This window comes from Xenorhabdus sp. SGI 60 (assembly GCF_056632175.1).
The window spans coordinates 719,839-739,733 of the sequence record NZ_CP196860.1 but is presented as its reverse complement, the minus strand read 5'-3'; the positions used below and the strand labels follow the sequence as shown (position 1 = coordinate 739,733).

Annotated in this window: 12 protein-coding genes, 3 tRNA genes and 3 rRNA genes; 4 read left to right on the top strand and 14 right to left on the bottom strand. The window is 45.9% G+C overall.

Annotation, left to right across the window (positions count from 1 at the left end):
* Positions 1–79: 79 nt before the first annotated feature.
* On the top strand, positions 80–442 hold the full coding sequence (queD, locus tag ACSJJG_RS03385) for a 6-carboxytetrahydropterin synthase QueD (RefSeq protein WP_481088487.1): 363 nt from the start codon (positions 80–82) through the stop codon (positions 440–442).
* A gap of 34 nt (positions 443–476) precedes the next feature.
* Here the strand turns inward: queD and queE are convergent, their stop codons facing one another.
* The gene (queE, locus tag ACSJJG_RS03380) at positions 477–1,148 is read right to left on the bottom strand and encodes a 7-carboxy-7-deazaguanine synthase QueE (RefSeq protein ID WP_481088486.1); all 672 of its coding nucleotides are present in this window, start codon (positions 1,146–1,148) and stop codon (positions 477–479) included.
* Between the two features lie 167 nt (positions 1,149–1,315).
* Between queE and ACSJJG_RS03375 the strand changes: the two genes are divergently transcribed.
* Positions 1,316–2,701, top strand: coding sequence for an amino acid permease (locus ACSJJG_RS03375; RefSeq protein WP_481088485.1), 1,386 nt, complete (start codon positions 1,316–1,318; stop codon positions 2,699–2,701).
* A gap of 113 nt (positions 2,702–2,814) precedes the next feature.
* Here ACSJJG_RS03375 and ACSJJG_RS03370 read toward each other — a convergent pair whose 3' ends face one another.
* The 11 genes from ACSJJG_RS03370 to pepQ form a co-directional block, all read right to left on the bottom strand.
* Positions 2,815–3,615, bottom strand: a complete 801-nt coding sequence (locus ACSJJG_RS03370; RefSeq protein WP_481088484.1) for an endonuclease/exonuclease/phosphatase family protein — start codon at positions 3,613–3,615, stop codon at positions 2,815–2,817.
* 543 nt (positions 3,616–4,158) lie between these two features.
* Positions 4,159–4,235, bottom strand: a tRNA-Asp gene (locus ACSJJG_RS03365).
* 56 nt (positions 4,236–4,291) lie between these two features.
* Positions 4,292–4,407: ribosomal RNA gene (rrf, locus tag ACSJJG_RS03360) — 5S ribosomal RNA — on the bottom strand.
* A gap of 81 nt (positions 4,408–4,488) precedes the next feature.
* Positions 4,489–7,400 (bottom strand): 23S ribosomal RNA (locus tag ACSJJG_RS03355).
* Between the two features lie 169 nt (positions 7,401–7,569).
* Positions 7,570–7,645 (bottom strand) — tRNA-Ala (locus ACSJJG_RS03350).
* Positions 7,646–7,665: 20 nt separating this feature from the next.
* Positions 7,666–7,742, bottom strand: a tRNA-Ile gene (locus ACSJJG_RS03345).
* A gap of 74 nt (positions 7,743–7,816) precedes the next feature.
* A 16S ribosomal RNA gene (locus ACSJJG_RS03340) occupies positions 7,817–9,359 on the bottom strand.
* Together the 16S, 23S and 5S rRNA genes with 3 tRNA genes alongside form the textbook arrangement of a ribosomal RNA operon.
* Before the next feature lie 395 nt (positions 9,360–9,754).
* Complete coding sequence (gene hemG, locus ACSJJG_RS03335) at positions 9,755–10,297, bottom strand: menaquinone-dependent protoporphyrinogen IX dehydrogenase (RefSeq protein ID WP_481088483.1); 543 nt, start codon at positions 10,295–10,297, stop codon at positions 9,755–9,757.
* Between the two features lie 38 nt (positions 10,298–10,335).
* A complete protein-coding gene (gene trkH / locus ACSJJG_RS03330) occupies positions 10,336–11,787 on the bottom strand; it encodes a Trk system potassium transporter TrkH (RefSeq protein ID WP_481088482.1) in 1,452 nt (483 codons plus the stop codon).
* 36 nt (positions 11,788–11,823) lie between these two features.
* On the bottom strand, positions 11,824–12,435 hold the full coding sequence (locus ACSJJG_RS03325; RefSeq protein WP_348988159.1) for an IMPACT family protein: 612 nt from the start codon (positions 12,433–12,435) through the stop codon (positions 11,824–11,826).
* Positions 12,435–13,769, bottom strand: coding sequence for a Xaa-Pro dipeptidase (gene pepQ / locus ACSJJG_RS03320; protein ID WP_481088481.1), 1,335 nt, complete (start codon positions 13,767–13,769; stop codon positions 12,435–12,437). Before pepQ ends, ACSJJG_RS03325 begins: the two co-directional genes overlap by 1 nt.
* Before the next feature lie 276 nt (positions 13,770–14,045).
* On the opposite strand from pepQ, the gene fadB reads away from it, so the two are divergent.
* Both fadB and fadA read left to right on the top strand, forming a co-directional pair.
* Positions 14,046–16,232: a fatty acid oxidation complex subunit alpha FadB gene (gene fadB / locus ACSJJG_RS03315; RefSeq protein WP_481088480.1), complete on the top strand. Its 2,187-nt coding sequence runs from the start codon at positions 14,046–14,048 to the stop codon at positions 16,230–16,232.
* Positions 16,233–16,243: 11 nt separating this feature from the next.
* Positions 16,244–17,407 (top strand): acetyl-CoA C-acyltransferase FadA, encoded by a 1,164-nt coding sequence (gene fadA / locus ACSJJG_RS03310; protein WP_481090365.1) that lies wholly within the window; start codon positions 16,244–16,246, stop codon positions 17,405–17,407.
* Positions 17,408–17,588: 181 nt separating this feature from the next.
* Here fadA and fre read toward each other — a convergent pair whose 3' ends face one another.
* Entirely contained in the window at positions 17,589–18,290 is a 702-nt protein-coding gene (fre, locus tag ACSJJG_RS03305) for an NAD(P)H-flavin reductase (RefSeq protein ID WP_481088479.1), read from the bottom strand.
* A 10-nt stretch (positions 18,291–18,300) separates the two neighbouring features.
* A complete protein-coding gene (gene ubiD / locus ACSJJG_RS03300; protein WP_481090364.1) occupies positions 18,301–19,773 on the bottom strand; it encodes a 4-hydroxy-3-polyprenylbenzoate decarboxylase in 1,473 nt (490 codons plus the stop codon).
* Between the last annotated feature and the right edge of the window lie 122 nt (positions 19,774–19,895).

Sequence of the window (19,895 nt, the reverse complement as noted above, 5' to 3'; positions counted from 1 at the left end):
TTTTACTTCCAGAAAAATCACGTTAAGCTCGCAAAGTTCAGGTAGAATAGCCGACCTTTTGCAATCAGGGGAAAGCACAATGAGTACAACCATCTTTAAAGATTTTCAATTCGAAGCAGCACATCATCTTCCACACGTACCGGAAGGGCACAAATGTGGGCGTTTGCATGGGCATTCATTTATGGTACGTCTGGAGATCACCGGAGACATCGATCCGCTCAGTGGCTGGCTCATGGATTTTGCCGATGTCAAGGCTGCCTTTAAACCTGTCTGGGAACAGCTCGATCACCACTATCTCAATGAGATTCCCGGGCTTGAAAATCCAACCAGCGAAGTGTTGGCCAAGTGGATTTGGGAAAAGTTAAAACCGACGCTGCCTCAACTCAGTGCTGTTATGGTTAAAGAGACTTGTAGCGCAGGCTGTATCTATCGGGGAGAATAAGGATTCAGCACCAGAGCCTGGTGCTGAATGAGATTTAAGCGATATTTAAGTATTTATGGGTTTGCATCGAAAAACGCCAATTACGGGCAATGCACGTTTCGATGCACAGGCGAGTAGCATCTTCTTTCTGGCTGATCGGCTGTAAGGCAATAACCGGAGTAGGGTTTCCATCAAGCATAGTCAATAATTCATCTAATGCTTCAATATCGCGCTGCCGCCCAACAGGGTGCTTAATTTCATCAGCGCGTTTAACAGCCTCAGACAAAACCCGATAGCCTCCGCGCATTTTCACTTTCGGAGAAACCGTCACCCACGTTTTGTCAGAACACTGAATCGCATGTGTACCACTCGTCTCTATCTGACATTGATAGCCTTCACTTTCCAGTGTTTCAGTCAAAGGACGCAAGTCATATAAGCACGGTTCTCCCCCGGTAATGACAATATGCTTCGCACTATAACCTTGGCGAGTGAATATGTTCAGCAATTGTCTTGCAGTGGCAACGCTCCACAGATCGCTCTCTTGCGATTTCAGCAAGATATTTTCCATCGGCTGCTGTTTATCAGCCTCTTTTTCCCACGTATGTTTGGTATCGCACCAACTGCACCCTACCGGACATCCCTGCAATCGAATGAAAACCGAAGGTACACCGGTAAACACGCCTTCTCCCTGTAAAGTTTGGAAGATTTCATTTATTGGGTAAATCATAAAAAAACTCTGGTTTTAATAAACTACCCGTTATTATTACAGATATCTATCCCGCGAACATCCATCTTTATGGTATTGTACCAGGTTGCTTTTGCTGGCATCTCACGCCAGACAGAGCATCGTATGCCTAAATACTCTCAGGCTGAAAGGATAGATGGGAATAACGAATGCAAAATAATGAAAATCAGCTTAAACAGGGTCTAAGCGTGCGGCACATCCGCTTTATGGCTTTAGGCTCTGCAATAGGCACGGGGCTGTTTTATGGCTCAGCAGCAGCAATACAGCAAGCTGGCCCCGCTGTATTGCTGGCCTATTTACTCGGTGGAGCTGCCGTATTTATCGTAATGAGAGCACTTGGCGAAATGGCCGTTCACCATCCTGTTTCTGGTTCTTTTTCGCAATATGCCAGCCATTATCTGGGACCTTTGGCCGGATTTTTAACTGGCTGGATCTATATTCTTGAAATGCTGTTTGTTTGCCTGGCTGATGTTACTGCATTCGGCACGTATATGAAGCTCTGGTTCCCACATGTTGATCAGTGGATTTGGGTTTTGGGGATTGTATGTTTTATTGGTGCCTTGAATCTATGTCACGTAAAAATCTTTGGTGAAATGGAGTTTTGGCTTTCAATCATTAAAGTCACTGCCATTATTGCCATGATTATCGGCGGCCTTGCCATTATGTTTTACGGTTTCGGACAAGTAACTGAGCATGCAACCGGTCTGTCCAATTTATGGGAGCATGGCGGTTTTATGCCAAATGGCATCAGTGGGGTGATAGCTTCATTCGCCATTGTTATGTTCGCTTTTGGTGGCATAGAAGTCATTGGTATCACTGCCAGTGAAGCAAAAAATCCAGAAAAAACGATCCCTCAGGCAATTAATGCTGTCCCGTTTCGTATCTTGATCTTCTATGTTTTGACTCTGTGTATCCTGATGAGCATCTATCCATGGAATCAAATTGGTCAGGATGGAAGCCCATTTGTACAGATCTTTTCCAATTTGGGAATTAATTCAGCCGCAAATATTTTAAATGTGGTCGTGATTACCGCTGCTATTTCCGCTATCAATAGTGATATTTTTGGTGCTGGCAGGATGATGTATGGTATGGCGCAAGAAGGACAAGCTCCCGAATCATTCAAAAAATTAACTCGTAATGGTGTGCCCTGGATGACGGTTCTTGTCATGACTGCGGTTCTGTTACTTGGCGTAGTGCTAAATTATCTGATCCCTGAAGAGATCTTCATTCTTATCGCTTCTGTTGCCACATTTGCAACCGTCTGGGTATGGTTGATGATTTTAATCTCGCAAATTGCCATGCGTCGCCAAATGAGCGCGGAAGAAGTCAAGACATTGAAATTTCCAATCCCAATGTGGCCTGTCGCTCCTGCAATCACACTCGTCTTCATGGTCAGTATCATCGTATTGCTGGGCTATTTTGAACAAACAAGAGACGCGCTGTATGTTGGTCTAGGTTGGGTATTTATTCTGACTCTAGCCTATTTCTTCGGTGTGAAGAAGAAACTATCAGCAAAACGCGCTTCTAACCAATAAACTACTTAAGTATACCTAAAAAAGCGTCGGTAATCTCCGACGCTTTTTTTATCTTTTCTTTGCAAGATCAATAAGTCGCTTTATCCATCAGTTATCATCACACAAAGAAATCGTCATAAAGAGAAGTTCACCATTAATGGGTTATGATCAGAAGCACCGGTCATTACAACTGCTGCACGGGAAACTTTTAATTCACGATAAAAAACAAAATCCAGCGGGTTGCCAAAAACAATCGTTCTATGATCATCATTAAAATAGACTTCTTTCAAATGCATACGGTGTGCAAAACGCTCTAATATTTTTAACCTTTGCCGACTCCATGCATTAAAATCTCCTGCAAAAATGACGGGGCCATTGTGTAAGCTTATATGAATACCAATGTTATTTAATTGTCGACTATAAACATCAACACCAAGGCTAAAGTTAATGGCATGCACGTTTATCACCATCAACTGGCGTTTATCTGGCAATGGATAAATTGTAATTAATGACGATTTAGACAATCTAAATATCGGTTCTTTTTCACGCAGAGGACAGCAATAAACTGGTGAAGACGAGGACAATGTCATCACACCTGATGGATGTTGAGGGAGAGCAAATGCAGGAACCTGATCCGCGATCAAGCCGCTATCTGTAATGAATTTCAATAAGGCAGGGGTCGTTTGTGCTTCTTGTAACAAGACAAGGTCACTCTTCTCAATCAAAGAAGTCAAAACATGTTGCCATGATGGGCGCTGTTGTTTATAGATATTCCAGATGGCAACAGAAAGCTCACGATTATGGTCAAAGAGCGGATCTCCACGTGGTAGCGACTCATCCTCAAGTAATTGCTTAGAAGTAGGGAAAACCCGTTCCACAGGCTGTCCAGCAACATATCTCATGGCAAAATTTTTTTGAGCGTAATCTTTTCTCACCCAGTTTTTTCTTAAATAACTGTTATCGGGATGTTCTTGGTCCTGTCTATCTTAAATAACTATTCCTGATCAAGTTTCCCCCAGCTTACCTCAACACCTTTATCTCCACTAATATGACATCTTGGTAATTGATTTCAATCTCTAGCGCTTAAAAAGCCAACATGGTTGCGTAACTATATAATAACAACACAACATATTGGTAAAACAATTATTCATTAGAATTAGTAGATTGGTTTATTTAATATTAAAAAAATAAATATTAATATATTTAATAAGTATCAAAAAATATCATATTTAAGAAATAAATTTCTCTAAGGTAAAGACATGTAAGGATAAAATTACTTTATAAAAGCTGTAATTATTCCACTATAGATTAAAAGATCATCACTCTAATGGAATAAAATAAAACGTAAATAAGCTCATTTACCAACTATATGAAAAATAAGAATTTAAAATCATTGATAAGAATATAAGCAATAAACTGTAGATTAGGCAATAGAAAAAACCCTGAGAGGCATCTCTCAGGGTTTTTTCTAAATACGGTGGCGGTGCGGACGGGACTCGAACCCGCGACCCCCGGCGTGACAGGCCGGTATTCTAACCAACTGAACTACCGCACCACCGAATTTCTCTATCTGTGCTGCCTTTTGTGCCGGCAACACGTTTTTTAATCAATGTCTGGCAGTGTCCTACTCTCGCATGGGGAGACCCCACACTACCATCGGCGCTACGGCGTTTCACTGCTGAGTTCGGCATGGGATCAGGTGGGACCACCGCGCTGTTGCCGCCAGACAAATGCTGTATTCAATCCCGAACAAGCTGCTGTGCTCTCTGAAACCTCTCTCTCAATCCCCAAAACACCTTCGGTGTTGTCAGGTTAAGCCGCACGGCTCATTAGTACCGGTTAGCTCAACGTCTCGCAACGCTTACACACCCGGCCTATCGACGTCCTCGTCTCGGACGGTCCTTCAGTACCCTCAAAGGAGTAAGGGAAGACTCATCTTAAGGCAAGTTTCCCGCTTAGATGCTTTCAGCGGTTATCTCTTCCGCACTTAGCTACCGGGCAATGCCATTGGCATGACAACCCGAACACCAGTGGTGCGTCCACTCCGGTCCTCTCGTACTAGGAGCAGCCCCTTGCAATCTTCCAACGCCCACGGCAGATAGGGACCGAACTGTCTCACGACGTTCTAAACCCAGCTCGCGTACCACTTTAAATGGCGAACAGCCATACCCTTGGGACCTACTTCAGCCCCAGGATGTGATGAGCCGACATCGAGGTGCCAAACACCGCCGTCGATATGAACTCTTGGGCGGTATCAGCCTGTTATCCCCGGAGTACCTTTTATCCGTTGAGCGATGGCCCTTCCATTCAGAACCACCGGATCACTATGACCTGCTTTCGCACCTGCTCGAGCTGTCACTCTCGCAGTCAAGCTGGCTTATGCCATTGCACTAACCTCCTGATGTCCGACCAGGATTAGCCAACCTTCGTGCTCCTCCGTTACGCTTTGGGAGGAGACCGCCCCAGTCAAACTACCCACCAGACACTGTCCGCAACCCGGATAACGGGTCCGCGTTAGAACATCAAACATTCAAGGGTGGTATTTCAAGGATGGCTCCGTGCAGACTGGCGTCCACACTTCACAGCCTCCCACCTATCCTACACATCAAGGCTCAAGGTTCAGTGTCAAGCTATAGTAAAGGTTCACGGGGTCTTTCCGTCTTGCCGCGGGTACACTGCATCTTCACAGCGAGTTCAATTTCACTGAGTCTCGGGTGGAGACAGCCTGGCCATCATTACGCCATTCGTGCAGGTCGGAACTTACCCGACAAGGAATTTCGCTACCTTAGGACCGTTATAGTTACGGCCGCCGTTTACTGGGGCTTCGATCAAGAGCGTCGCGTTGCCGCTAACCCCATCAATTAACCTTCCAGCACCGGGCAGGCGTCACACCGTATACGTCCACTTTCGTGTTTGCACAGTGCTGTGTTTTTATTAAACAGTTGCAGCCAGCTGGTATCTGCGACTGGCCTCAGCTCCGGACGCCTGGTCCTTCACCTAACGCCAGCGTGCCTTCTCCCGAAGTTACGGCACCATTTTGCCTAGTTCCTTCACCCGAGTTCTCTCAAGCGCCTGAGTATTCTCTACCTGACCACCTGTGTCGGTTTGGGGTACGATGGACCATAATCTGAAGCTTAGGGGCTTTTCCTGGAAGCGGGGCATCAGCAACTTCAGCACCGTAGTGCCTCGTCATCGTGCCTCAGTGTTAGGGATAACCGGATTTGCCTGATTATCCCACCTACACACTTAAACCGGGACGACCGTCGCCCGGATTGCCTAGCCTTCTCCGTCCCCCCATCGCAATTATGGCCCGTACAGGAATATTAACCTGTTGCCCATCGACTACGCTTTTCAGCCTCGCCTTAGGGGTCGACTCACCCTGCCCCGATTAACGTTGGACAGGAACCCTTGGTCTTCCGGCGAGCGGGTTTTTCACCCGCTTTATCGTTACTTATGTCAGCATTCGCACTTCTGATACCTCCAGCAAACCTCACAGTTCACCTTCAACGGCTTACAGAACGCTCCCCTACCCAACAACACATTCATGTCGCTGCCGCAGCTTCGGTGCATGGTTTAGCCCCGTTACATCTTCCGCGCAGGCCGACTCGACCAGTGAGCTATTACGCTTTCTTTAAATGATGGCTGCTTCTAAGCCAACATCCTGGCTGTCTGAGCCTTCCCACTTCGTTTCCCACTTAACCATGACTTGGGGACCTTAGCTGGCGGTCTGGGTTGTTTCCCTCTTCACGACGGACGTTAGCACCCGCCGTGTGTCTCCCGTGATAACATTCTTCGGTATTCGCAGTTTGCATCGGGTTGGTAAGTCGGGATGACCCCCTAGCCGAAACAGTGCTCTACCCCCGAAGATGAGTTCACGAGGCGCTACCTAAATAGCTTTCGGGGAGAACCAGCTATCTCCCGGTTTGATTGGCCTTTCACCCCCAGCCACAAGTCATCCGCTAATTTTTCAACATTAGTCGGTTCGGTCCTCCAGTTAGTGTTACCCAACCTTCAACCTGCCCATGGCTAGATCACCGGGTTTCGGGTCTATACCCTGCAACTTAACGCCCAGTTAAGACTCGGTTTCCCTGCGGCTCCCCTATACGGTTAACCTTGCTACAGAATATAAGTCGCTGACCCATTATACAAAAGGTACGCAGTCACCCTGATAAATCAGGGCTCCCACTGCTTGTACGTACACGGTTTCAGGTTCTCTTTCACTCCCCTCGCCGGGGTTCTTTTCGCCTTTCCCTCACGGTACTGGTTCACTATCGGTCAGTCAGGAGTATTTAGCCTTGGAGGATGGTCCCCCCATGTTCAGACAGGATACCACGTGTCCCGCCCTACTCTTCGAGCTCACAATATCACACCTCTTCGGATACGGGGCTGTCACCCTTTACTGCCGGCCTTTCCAGACCGTTCTCCTGACGTGTGTATCGCTGATGGCTCTGGGCTCCTCCCCGTTCGCTCGCCGCTACTGGGGGAATCTCGGTTGATTTCTTTTCCTCGGGGTACTGAGATGTTTCAGTTCCCCCGGTTCGCCTCATTAACCTATGAATTCAGTTAATGATGGTGCAACGGATTGCACCGGGTTTCCCCATTCGGACATCGCCGGCTGATAGCGCTTCATATCAGCTCACCGGCGCTTTTCGCAGATTAGCACGTCCTTCATCGCCTCTGACTGCCTAGGCATCCACCGTGTACGCTTAGTCGCTTAACCTCACAACCCGAAGGTGTCTTCGAGTCGGAGTTATTGAGAGACTCCTCAATTCCTCAAGACAGATACTGAGTGTTTCAAATTTTCAGCTTGTTCCAGATTGTTAAAGAGCTTACATTTCACAACACACGGCTTTTCATGTGTTCTGAAATGATTATCAGTAAGAAGAGGATGGTGGAGCTAAGCGGGATCGAACCGCTGACCTCCTGCGTGCAAGGCAGGCGCTCTCCCAGCTGAGCTATAGCCCCATCGAGGTGTCCGGAAAAGTTGGTAGGCCTGAGTGGACTTGAACCACCGACCTCACCCTTATCAGGGGTGCGCTCTAACCACCTGAGCTACAAGCCTATTCCGTTCCCGTCTCTTCTTTATTCATCAGACAATCTGTGTGAGCACTGCAACAAAATCCATTATCTTTTCGGTAAGGAGGTGATCCAACCGCAGGTTCCCCTACGGTTACCTTGTTACGACTTCACCCCAGTCATGAATCACAAAGTGGTCAGCGCCCTCCCGAAGGTTAAGCTACCGACTTCTTTTGCAACCCACTCCCATGGTGTGACGGGCGGTGTGTACAAGGCCCGGGAACGTATTCACCGTAGCATGCTGATCTACGATTACTAGCGATTCCGACTTCATGGAGTCGAGTTGCAGACTCCAATCCGGACTACGACAGACTTTATGAGGTCCGCTTGCTCTCGCGAGGTCGCTTCTCTTTGTATCTGCCATTGTAGCACGTGTGTAGCCCTACTCGTAAGGGCCATGATGACTTGACGTCATCCCCACCTTCCTCCGGTTTATCACCGGCAGTCTCCCTTGAGTTCCCACCATGACGTGCTGGCAACAAAGGATAAGGGTTGCGCTCGTTGCGGGACTTAACCCAACATTTCACAACACGAGCTGACGACAGCCATGCAGCACCTGTCTCACGGGTCCCGAAGGCACTTCCGCATCTCTGCAGAATTCCGTGGATGTCAAGAGTAGGTAAGGTTCTTCGCGTTGCATCGAATTAAACCACATGCTCCACCGCTTGTGCGGGCCCCCGTCAATTCATTTGAGTTTTAACCTTGCGGCCGTACTCCCCAGGCGGTCGATTTAACGCGTTAGCTCCGGAAGCCACAGCTCAAGGCCACAACCTCCAAATCGACATCGTTTACAGCGTGGACTACCAGGGTATCTAATCCTGTTTGCTCCCCACGCTTTCGCACCTGAGCGTCAGTCTTCGTCCAGGGGGCCGCCTTCGCCACCGGTATTCCTCCACATCTCTACGCATTTCACCGCTACACGTGGAATTCTACCCCCCTCTACGAGACTCTAGTCAACCAGTCTTAGATGCCATTCCCAGGTTAAGCCCGGGGATTTCACATCTAACTTAATTGACCGCCTGCGTGCGCTTTACGCCCAGTAATTCCGATTAACGCTTGCACCCTCCGTATTACCGCGGCTGCTGGCACGGAGTTAGCCGGTGCTTCTTCTGCGGGTAACGTCAATCACAGCACTTATTCAGTCCTGTGCCTTCCTCCCCGCTGAAAGTACTTTACAACCCGAAGGCCTTCTTCATACACGCGGCATGGCTGCATCAGGCTTGCGCCCATTGTGCAATATTCCCCACTGCTGCCTCCCGTAGGAGTCTGGGCCGTGTCTCAGTCCCAGTGTGGCTGGTCATCCTCTCAGACCAGCTAGGGATCGTCGCCTAGGTGAGCCATTACCCCACCTACCAGCTAATCCCATCTGGGTTCATCCGATGGCGTGAGGCCCGAAGGTCCCCCACTTTGCTCGTTCGAGGTTATGCGGTATTAGCCACCGTTTCCAGTGGTTATCCCCCTCCATCGGGCAGATCCCCAGACATTACTCACCCGTCCGCCGCTCGCCGGCAGGAAAGCACGCTTTCCCCCGCTGCCGCCCGACTTGCATGTGTTAGGCCTGCCGCCAGCGTTCAATCTGAGCCATGATCAAACTCTTCAATTAAAGTGTTTGATGCTCAAAGAATTCTGACTGTTCGTTCATAATGAATTAACTGTTCAGTCACTCTTCAAGACTGTTTAATCTTTTTCGCCTTGCGGCGTCAGAGAGTGTCTTGCGAGTGCCCACACAGATTGTCTGATTAATTTGTTAAAGAGCGGGGGCAACCGGAAGCCTCTTCCGGGTTGCGAGGCTGCGTATCTTACGCCTTCCTCTTTTCGTGTCAAGCCTTATTTTTCAGGGCTTTTCACGTTGTCATCCCGACCGGTTTGTGTGTTTGTCGTGACAACGGAAGCGCATTATAGGGAGTTTTATGACGCTGACAATAGTTTTTTTAAATTTTTTTTCTGTTCGTGGTTTTTTTCCTCAAAACGAGGCAATAACCAGCAGAAAGACTGTTTTTAAGGCGTTTTATCACACGATATTTGCAAAAATTTCCCAGAAAAATGATCTACCTGTTCCCAATCGGTGTATTCAATTTCTTTTGTAGTGTCTGTTTCTCCTCCGGTCATTCGCATAATGAACTGAATCATCATGCGATCCAACCAACGATAACGTGGATAGAGTAGCGCTCCCGCAAAAACTCCGCATAAATCAGGTTGCCACGGACTTTTTATTAAAAACTTACGTACATAAGCGTTCGTTTCTGGCGTTCTTTTTTCTGGCTTTCTCGCCGTTAAGTTAACGCCAAAGAAAGCTGTTGGCATTTGGTTCAATTGTTTTTGATGGCGAATGACAAAATCATGCAACACAGAATTGAAACGACCATAACGTATCGACGCCCCTACCATGACTTTTTGGTAAGGCATCAAATTGATTTGTTTCACTGTAGAAAGATCTCTTAACTCACACTTAATACCAGCACGGCGGAGGTTTTCTGCGATACGGGTAATAATTTTTTTGGTCTGCCCATCCTGGGTAGAATAGAGCAACAAATAATTCATAGATACGCCCTTATTAAACAGAGACTCGCATATAAACACTATTCACGCCAAAAAGTAGGGGTAAATAGGACCAATAATGTGAATACTTCCAAGCGCCCAAATAACATAGTGACAACCAATATCCATTTAGCCGCCGGATTCATAGTTGTAAAGTTATCAGCGACGACTCCCAATCCTGGCCCTAAGTTATTCAATGTTGCGGCGATGGCAGAAAAAGCAGAAAATTCGTCAACACCCGTAGCGATCAGTAACAACATACTAACGACGAAAACCAGTGCATAAGCAGAGAAAAAACCCCATACTGCTTCAATAATCCGTTCCGGTAATGCTCGCCGCCCCAATTTAATGGTATACACTGCATTCGGGTGCACTAAACGCTTTAATTCACGCGATCCTTGCAAGAACAACAACAAAATACGGATAACTTTGAGACCGCCTCCCGTTGACCCCGCACATCCCCCTATAAATGCAGAACATAACAGCAGAAAAGGCAGAAACAGAGGCCAATTGGCAAAAGAGTCCGTTGTAAATCCAGCCGTTGTCGCCATAGAGACAACTTGAAAAAACGCGTGATTCAATGCTTCCCATTCTGATTCATAAACAGAATGTTGCCATAATATCAGCATACAGATGGCCAATAGTGCCAACTGAATAGTAATGAACATCCGAAATTCTGGATCACGCCAGTACACTTTCAAGCTTCGTCCAGAAAGAACCGCAAAATGCAAACCAAAATTGCAGCCCGAAATCAATAAGAAAATGGCAATAATCGTGTTGATGGCCGGGCTATTAAAAAAACCGATACTGGCATCATGGGTAGAAAATCCCCCAATAGCGATGGTAGAAAAGCTATGAGAAATCGCATCGAATACCGACATTCCCGCCGCCCACAATGCCAGCGCACAAGCAATGGTCAACAAGACATAAATCAGCCAAAGCGTTTTGGCCGTTTCTGCAATACGAGGACGCATTTTATTGTCTTTCAACGGTCCTGGCATTTCTGCACGATAAAGCTGCATTCCCCCCACACCAAGCAGAGGTAAGATCGCCACAGCCAGAACGATAATTCCCATGCCACCTAACCATTGCAACATTTGTCGATAGAACAAAATAGCCTTGGGAAGGGAATCAAGGCCAACAAGCGTTGTCGCTCCTGTTGTCGTCAAGCCAGAAAATGACTCAAAAAAGGCATCTGTGACTGAAAGATTGGGTTTTTCAGAGAAAATGAATGGCAATGCCCCCACACTTCCCAACACGGTCCAAAATAGGACAACAATCAAAAAGCCCTCTTTTGGCTTGAGTTCAGATTTTTGTTCGCGATTAGGTATCCACAATATTAAACCAATGACGAGAGCAAAGATGAATGTCTGGCTGAATGCCCTGCCTGCGCCATCGCGATAGATCAATGCGACCAGCCCCGGAATAATCATTGTGACAGAGAAAAGAATGACAAGTAGTCCAACAATACGGGTTATGGCGCGAAAATGCATTCGGCTGGTTCCTTAGAAATCCGGTATGAAGAATAATTATGATTTTGGCGTTAAAAACAGAGCACCACGGCTCAAGTCCCGTAATTTATCACCTATCTCACCAACAAGGGTAGCTGGCAGCGAGACTTGCAACGTGACATTTTCAGCATAATCACTGGCGATCACTTGCCCAGAAAATTGGTGTAGCAACTGTTCTACCATTGAAATATGCGAGTACTCACACTGTAGCTGGTATAACTTCTGCGGTACTTTGTATTCGGTTTGCAACAACTTCAGAGCTTGCTGTACTCCATTGCCATAGGCTTTTACCAAACCACCCGTACCCAATTTTATGCCACCAAAATAGCGAACAGATACAGCAGTAATTTCCCCTAAGCTACTTCCTATTAACTGAGCAATCATCGGCTTACCAGCGGTTCCGGTGGGTTCACCATCATCAGAAAACCCTAACTGTTGGGAATCATCCGGCGCTCCTGCCACAAAAGCCCAACAATGATGCCGAGCATCAGGATATTGTTCTTTGATGCTTTGGATAAATAACTTCGCCTCATCCACCCCGCTGGTATGCTCCAGCAGGGTAATGAAACGACTCTTTTTTATTTCTTCAGTAAAGCTGACTGAAGCCGCAGGAATTAAATAAGGCTTCATTACGATAATTGTAATTCTCTGGTCATATTTTCAATTTTTCCATCGTGAATAACGATGTTATCTTCAATACGAATACCACCATAATTTTTCAACATATCGATTTTCTTCCAATCGAAATGTTGACGATATTCGCTTTCACGCCACTGCGCTAATAAAGTTTCAATGAAATAGATCCCAGGTTCAATGGTCAAAACCATTCTTGGCTCCAGAATACGGGTACAGCGCAAATAAGGATGCATCTCCGGGGCTGCCAGATGGGTTCCTCTATCATCTTGCATAAACCCAGCAGCATCATGCACCTGCAAACCTAAAGGATGGCCGAGTCCGTGTGGGAAAAATGGTGTCGTCAATCCTGTTTCAACCATACCTTCTTCACTGATCCCATGAACAATATCATGTTTTTTCAGTATCCTGGCTATACGTTGGTGCATATTAACATGGTAGTCGGTATATCGAACGCCCGTTTTAATTGTGCCAATGAGTGCCTGTTGTTCTTCATTCAGATCCTTTATCAGTGAGGCAAAATCGTTATGAGGTTTTGCTGCATAGGTTCTGGTGATATCCGCGGCATAACCATGATATTCCGCTCCAGCATCAATCAAAAAACTGCGTATTTCTGAAGGAACCCTCTGCTGTAATTTGTTGTAGTGCAAAACAGCCGTATTTTCATTCAAGGCAACAATATTATCATAAGGGACATCGGTATCACGGTGCCCTGTTGCCATCAAATAGAACATATTGATTTCGAATTCGCTCACACCAGACAAAAATGCATCATAAGCTGCCAGATGACCATTAACGGCGGTTTTCTGGGCCTCACGCATACAAGCCAATTCATAATCTGTTTTATATGAACGATGATAATTCAAATAATCCAAAACAGCTTCTGGGTTGATATTGTGATCAAGAATGCCCAAAGATTTAGCACGCTCCGTTTGTTCACCAATATAAGCGGTGTTCTGTTTTGATAATCCATTCAGTTTAACGCTGATATCTTCAGCTTTTGCCAAATGGATCATTTCTATGTCTTCCGTCCAATAGCCACCGGGTAGTGGCTCTACGCTGTGCCAGTAATCTACTGGTGAATAAAACCAGAGCTTAGGTTTATTGACACCATCAATCCACAACCAGCAATTAGGCACTTTGGTCACAGGTATCCAGGACTTAAAGTGTGCATTTACCTTAAACGGATAATGGCTGTCATCCAGAAAAACCCGTAATGATTCACCTGAATGAATAAGCAAGGCGTCAAACTGAGTTCGCTCCAAGATTTCTCGGGCACGTTTTTGTAAGGTTTTAATATGTTCTTGGTACAGAGATGCCAACTTTTCCATCTTCTTAATTAGCCTTTTGATTTTTTGGCAGGAGCTTAAATATTACCACAATTCATTATGGTGGGAGCTATCACGTGAAAAACGCCCTCTCTAAAAATAAACTAATATATTTATATTTTTCAAAGTATTAACAAAATACATTGCTCCCTGCCATAAATCTTACCTGTGATCTACCCTACAAAAAATTAATCATTGATTTGCATTAAATTAACACAGTAATCACAATCAACTGCATCTGGTCATACCAGATGGTATGCACTCATTGAGGAGAATGACATGCTCTACCTAAGTGAAACTATTCAAGTAAAATGGCTGAAAGATGGCATTGCTGAACTCATCTTCAATGCACCGGCTGCAATTAATAAATTAGACACAAAAACGGTTACTTCGCTGGATAAAGCCGTTGCTACCCTTGAGCAAGAGACTAAACTAAAAGGGTTACTGCTACGCTCTGAAAAACAAGCTTTTATTGTTGGTGCTGATATCACAGAATTTTTATCGCTATTCAGTGCACCAGCAGAAAAACTGCACGAATTGCTGGATCTCGCCAACAATATCTTTAACCGCATAGAAGATCTCCCTGTTCCAACTGTCTCTGCCATCAATGGCTACGCCCTTGGCGGTGGATGTGAATTAGTGCTTTCCACCGATTTTCGTGTCGTATCCCCAGATCTCCGTATCGGATTGCCAGAAACGAAACTGGGGATTATGCCGGGGTTTGGTGGTTCTGTCCGTCTGCCACGTTTGATTGGTACGGATAATGCTCTTGAAATCATTTCCGCTGGAAAAGATATAGGTGCTGAAGAAGCGCTGAAAAATGGCCTGATTGATGCCATCGTTTCTGCCGAAAAACTGGCTGATTCTGCCGTTTCAATTCTGGAACAAGCCATCCGAGGTGACTTAGATTGGAAAGCGGCTCGTCAGCCTAAACTGATGCCTCTGACTCTCAATGAGATTGAACGAACCATGAGTTTCACCGTAGCAAAAGGGATGGTAATGAAGGTCGCCGGCCCTCATTATCCAGCACCAATCACTGCGGTAAAAACCATTGAAAAAGCCGCTACACTGGGTCGCGATGAAGCCTTAAAACTGGAGTCCGCCAGTTTTGTATCATTAGCACATACCCCTGTCGCTCGTGCTTTAATCGGTATCTTCCTGAATGAACAATATGTTAAAGGGCTGGCGAAAAAACACCTGCAAGCTGTCGCCACCCCTGAACATGCGGCTGTACTGGGTGCAGGGATTATGGGTGGAGGCATTGCCTATCAATCAGTGCGCAAGGGTATTCCTGTCTTGATGAAAGATATTAATCAAAAAGCGCTGGATTTAGGTATCAGTGAAGCTGCCAAATTGCTGAATAAACAATTTGAGCGTGGACGCTTAAATGCCATGAAGATGGCTAAAATTCTGGCATCCATTCATCCAACCCTGAATTATGCGGGTATTGAGCAATCCCAAATTGTTGTTGAAGCTGTCGTTGAAAATCCGAAGATTAAAGCGGCGGTTTTAGCAGAAACAGAATCACATATCAGCGATGATTGCATTCTGGCGTCCAATACCTCCACTATCCCAATCACTGAATTAGCAAAATCGCTAAAACGCCCGGAAAACTTCTGTGGTATGCATTTCTTCAACCCAGTACATCGTATGCCGTTGGTTGAAATTATTCGTGGAGAAAAAACCTCAGATAAGACGATTGCAAACGTTGTTGCGTATGCCAGTAAAATGGGTAAAACACCGATCGTTGTTAACGACTGCCCCGGCTTCTTTGTAAATCGCGTATTGTTCCCTTATCTGGCTGGTTTTGGCATGTTGTTGCGTGATGGTGGTGATTTCCGCCAAATCGACAAAATCATGGAAAAAGAATTTGGCTGGCCAATGGGTCCTGCGTATCTCATTGATGTTGTCGGTATTGACACCGCACACCATGCACAAACTGTCATGGCTCAGGGTTTCCCAAACCGCATGAGCCGCGATTATCGGGATGCTATTGACGTACTATTTGAAAATCAGCGTTATGGTCAGAAAAATGGCGTTGGTTTCTATAAATATAGCCAAGATAAAAAAGGCAAGCCGAAAAAAGAGCGGGATGATACTACCGATCAATTATTGGCTAGCATCAGCAAACCGAAACAGACTTTCTCTGGCGAAGAGATCATTGCCCGAACCATGATCCCAATGATTAACGAAGTTGTTCGTTGCTTAGAAGAAGGTGTTATTGCCAGCCCCGCAGAAGCGGATATGGCACTGGTCTATGGCTTAGGCTTCCCTCCATTCCATGGTGGCGTTTTCCGTTATCTGGATACCCTGGGAACTGCCGCCTATGTGAAGATGGCAGAAAGTTATGCTCACCTGGGCGCCCTCTATCACATACCCGCTGGTCTGAAAGCAAAAGCCGAAGGTAACGAAAGTTACTACCCTGCCCCAGCAGAACTTGCTGTTAATTCAGGTGAAAAAGCGTGAGGTCTGAAAACATGGAAAACGTAGTTATTATTGATGGTATCCGTACCCCAATGGGGCGCTCAAAAGGTGGTGTATTCCGTCAGGTCCGTGCCGAAGATCTCTCTGCACATCTGATGAAGTCAATACTCAAGCGCAATCCTACTGTTAAACCTGAAGATATTGATGATATCTCTTGGGGATGCGTGCAACAAACACTGGAACAAGGGTTCAATATTGCCCGCAACTCAGCTTTACTCGCAGGTATTCCCCATTCAGTTCCCGCAGTCACGGTTAACCGTCTCTGTGGTTCTTCAATGCAATCGCTGCACGACGGCACCCGCATGATCATGACCGGTGATGCCAATATTGTTATGGTCGGCGGTGTTGAACATATGGGACATGTTCCCATGACACACGGTGTCGATTTTCATTCCAAATTAAGCCGTAACGTTGCCAAGGCAGCAGGTGTTATGGGATTAACGGCAGAAATGCTGGCTAAAATGCACAATATTAGTCGTGAAATGCAAGATGAGTTTGCCCTTCGTTCTCATCAACGTGCAACACAAGCGACCGAATCCAAGGCTTTCTCTAGCGAAATAGTCCCCATATATGGACATGATGCTGAAGGAAATCTGAAACTCGTCGATTTTGATGAAGTGATCCGCACAGATGCTAATCCAAAAGATTTGGCTGCACTGCGTCCCGTTTTTGATCCTGTCACTGGAAGTGTGACTGCGGGTAACTCCTCAGCCCTTTCCGATGGCGCCTCTGCCATGCTGATCATGAGCGAAAGCAAAGCTAAAGCGTTAGGATTAAAACCTCGCGCCCGTATTCGCTCAATGGCAGTTGTGGGTTGTGATCCTTCTATCATGGGTTATGGCCCTGTGCCAGCCACACAAATGGCCTTGAAAAAAGCCGGATTAAGCCTTACGGATATTGGCGTTATGGAATTGAACGAAGCATTCGCTGCACAATCTCTGGCTTGTATAAAGGGATTGAATCTGCTGGATAGTATGGATGACAGAATCAACCTGAACGGCGGCGCTATTGCTCTCGGTCACCCATTGGGATGCTCTGGTACTCGCATTACAACCACTCTGCTTAACTTGATGGAACGTAAAGATGTTCAGTTCGGGCTATCAACCATGTGCATCGGGTTAGGCCAAGGTATAGCCACGATTATTGAAAGAGTATAGTCATGAAAACTTGGCGATAAAGCATAGTTGACGATTGACATTTATGGCTTTTAAAAATTAACGTTTTTCCCTTGTCTGTCTTATCTATTGCATCACTCTAGTAAGTTGTTGCCGTAATTTCCCGCCTGTCAGGGGCGGGTTTTTTTTTTTTTTGTCGTCTTATCTTTTATCGGCAAACGGCTCAAATAAACTCAAATGCATCCCCATACATGTGCTCGATGGATGCATCACGTTCACTACAGAACCGTTCACGGGCAATTTTAGCCATCTCAAAGCGGCCAGCAATGTAAATATCATGGTTTGCCAAACTGCCGAAATCCTCCAAAACCGCACTCAGAACTGTCCCCGTTCTTCCGCGCCAGTGTTCATCAACTTGTTCAACCACAGGTACAACGGTCAAATTAGGATAATGCTCACTTAATGATTGCAACGCCCCCAAATCATAAAGGTGTTGCAGTTCTCGCCCTCCCCAATAGATGGAAATTTCACGATTAGGATTTTTTTCTAATGCAGCCAATAAGATAGAGCGCGTATATGAGAATCCCGTTCCACCGGCAATCAATAACATCGGGTTTTTGCTGTCTTCACGAAACCAGGCATGACCATGCGGAATATCAATATCAATGACTTTCTGATCCAGAATTCTATCCATTACCGCCATCGCATAGAGATTTAGCTCAGAAGCCCCAATATGCAACTCAATTATCTGTTTTTCTGAGGGTGGTGATGCCATGGAGAAAGGACGCTTATCCCTTTCATCCATAATCACCATTAAATATTGTCCTGCACGGAAAGAAAAAGGCGAATCAGGTAATAAACGAACCCGATAAACTGTATCTGTAATGGAGTCAACCGATGTTACTTTACAGCTTAATATTGTCATGCGTTCCCTCTTATCGCTTCAAAATATCTAATTGATCCCAAATTTCATCGACACGGACCCGAATCTCATCGCTCATCACTATCGGGCGCCCCCATTCCCTTTGTGTCTCTCCTGGCCATTTATTCGTTGCATCTAACCCCATTTTTGAGCCTAACCCAGAAACAGGAGATGCAAAATCGAGATAGTCAATGGGTGTATTTTCCATTAAGACCGTATCTCTCTGCGGGTCCATTCGCGTTGTTATCGCCCAGATGACATCATTCCAATCTCGCGCATTGATATCATCATCACAAACGATAACAAATTTTGTGTACATAAATTGTCTCAGATATGACCAAACTCCCATCATTACTCGCTTGGCATGGCCTGCATACTGTTTTTTCATTGTAACGATCGCGAGTCGATAAGAGCAGCCTTCTGGAGGCAAGTAAAAATCCACAATTTCAGGAAATTGTTTTTGCAATATTGGCACCAATACTTCATTCAACGCAACCCCCAGCACCGCAGGTTCATCCGGCGGACGCCCAGTGTAAGTAGAATGGTAGATAGCATCACTGCGTTGGGTAATATGGGTTACGGTAAATACCGGGAACATATCGACTTCATTGTAATAGCCGGTATGATCACCATATGGTCCTTCCGGTGCCATTTCACCAGGTTCAATATAGCCTTCAAGAATAATCTCAGCGCTGGCAGGCACTTCCAAATCATTGGATATACATTTAACAACTTCCGTTTTATGCCCACGCAATAATCCAGCAAACGCATATTCAGACAAGGTATCAGGAATTGGGGTAACCGCCCCCAATATCGTGGCAGGATCGGCTCCCAGTGCGACGGATACAGGGAAACGTTCCCCCGGATGAGCCTGACACCACTCCTGAAAATCAAGCGCACCACCACGATGTGATAACCAGCGCATAACCAGTTTGTTTTTTCCCAATACCTGTTGGCGGTAGATACCCAAGTTCTGGCGCTCTTTATTAGGTCCTTTCGTCACCGTCAATCCCCAGGTAATCAAAGGGGCAGCATCTTCAGGCCAACAATGCATGACTGGAATACGGGTAAGATCCACCTCATCTTCGGCCCAAATCTGTTCCTGACAAGGCGCAGAGCTAAGGCGTTTGGTTGGCATATTCAAAACCTGTTTGAATTTAGGCAATTTATCGACCAAATCACGAAAGCCTTTTGGTGGCTCAGGCTCTTTAAGAAAAGCCAATAGTTTCCCAACATCATGCAGTGCCTTAACATCATCCTGCCCCATTCCCATGGCAACACGCTTAGGTGTCCCAAACAAATTGCACAACACAGGCATCGAATATCCCTTAGGATTTTCAAATAATAAGGCAGGACCACCGGCACGAAGAGTACGATCTGCGATTTCAGTCATTTCCAGGTATGGATCAACTTCTATACGAATTCGCTTTAATTCACCTGATTGTTCCAACAAGGAAAGAAAGTCTCTTAGATCGCGATATTTCATATTGTTCATTTGTGCCGATTTTCAAGGAGGGAAAGCCATTATAATCCCTCCCATGAGGGTTACAAGGAAAACTCATAACCTGCTAAAACACAATGGATTTAGTGCAATAATCAATATATAGA